The 1,455-nt window shown below is 65.8% G+C and carries 1 protein-coding gene and 1 tRNA gene; both read right to left on the reverse strand.

Annotated features, from left to right (window positions below):
• Window positions 1–119: 119 nt before the first annotated feature.
• The gene (gene nadA, locus R6258_RS18720) at window positions 120–1,148 is read right to left on the reverse strand and encodes a quinolinate synthase NadA (RefSeq protein ID WP_318453456.1); all 1,029 of its coding nucleotides are present in this window, start codon (window positions 1,146–1,148) and stop codon (window positions 120–122) included.
• Window positions 1,149–1,378: 230 nt separating this feature from the next.
• Window positions 1,379–1,454: transfer RNA gene (locus tag R6258_RS18725), tRNA-Lys, on the reverse strand.
• Window position 1,455: the final 1 nt, after the last annotated feature.

Raw genomic sequence — 1,455 nt, forward strand, 5'->3', positions numbered from 1 at the left:
GGCTTCGGGCTTCGGGCTTCGGGCTTCGGGCTTCGGGCTTCGGGCTTCGGGCTTCGGGCTTCGGGCTTCGGGCTTCGACAGAAGCCTAGCTCGTAGCCCGCCGCCCGTGGCTCGTCGCTCTAACGCTGAAAGTTGAGCATCCGCTCCAGCGGCTTGAGCGCCTGCAGACGCAGCGCGTCGTCGACGAACACCTCACCGCTGTAGTCGCGCAGCGCGCCGGCCAGGTTATCCAGCGCGTTCATCGCCATCCACGGGCAGTGCGCGCAACTCTTGCAGGTCGCGCCGTTGCCGGCGGTGGGCGCCTCGAACAGCGTCTTGCCGGGTACCGCCTGCTGCATCTTGAAGAAGATGCCACGGTCGGTGGCGACGATCAGCCGTTCGTTGGGCAATTCGCGGGCGGCGTTGATCAACTGCGAGGTGGAGCCCACCACGTCGGCGATCTCGACCACCGGCGACGGCGACTCCGGATGCACCAGTACCGCGGCGTCGGGGTAGAGCGCCTTGAGGTCGTTGATGCCCTTGGCCTTGAACTCGTCGTGGACGATACAGGTGCCGTCCCACAGCAGCATGTCGGCGCCGGTCTTCTGCTGGATATAGCCGCCCAGGTGCTTGTCGGGGGCCCACAGGATCTTTTCGCCCCTGGCTTGCAGATGCTCGATCACGTCGACGGCGATCGACGAGGTCACCACCCAGTCGGCGCGCGCCTTGACCGCCGCCGAGGTGTTGGCGTAGACCACCACCGTGCGGTCGGGGTGCTGATCGCAGAACGCCGCGAACTCATCCGCCGGGCAGCCGATATCCAGCGAGCAGGTGGCCTCCAGAGTGGGCATCAACACGCGCTTCTCGGGCGACAGGATCTTCGCCGTCTCGCCCATGAAGCGCACCCCGGCGACGACCAGCGTCGACGCCTCGTGACGCGCGCCGAAGCGGGCCATTTCCAGCGAATCCGCCACGCAGCCGCCGGTCTCCTCGGCCAGTTGCTGGATCGCATCGTCGGTGTAGTAGTGAGCGACGAGTACCGCGTTGCGGTCTTCGAGCAGGCGCTTGATCTCGTCGATGCGCGCCTCGTCCTCGGCGGGGATCCGCGTCGGGCAGTAGGCGCGGGCCAGGTGCTCTTGCACCAGGGCGCGGGAAGTCATGATTGTCATCGTGTCTACCACTGTGACAGGCAGGGGCTCCCCCTGCGTGACTCGAAGCGCCGACGATCGATCGCTTCGATCTCGACGCACCTACGGGTATGGTACTGCGCGCCTTGCGCGCTGCCCAGCCCGGCGTTACCTCGTACTGCCTTGGACAATCTCGCGACCGCCAGGTTTCCGGCGGCCCGACATAGCAAAACGCCCCCGCAGCAGGGCTACGAGGGCGTCCAATCGCAATCTGGTGGGTCGTGTAGGATTCGAACCTACGACCAATTGGTTAAAAGCCAACTGCTCTACCAACTGAGCTAACGACCCG

It is taken from the genome of Halomonas sp. HP20-15 (assembly GCF_033446685.1).
In the GTDB taxonomy this organism is placed as follows: Bacteria; Pseudomonadota; Gammaproteobacteria; order Pseudomonadales; family Halomonadaceae; genus Modicisalibacter.

What these genes read in the sequence shown, in the direction of transcription:
- nadA (WP_318453456.1), bottom strand. Translation starts at nt 1,148, where the DNA reads ATGACAATCATGACTTCCCGCGCCCTGGTGCAAGAGCACCTGGCCCGC.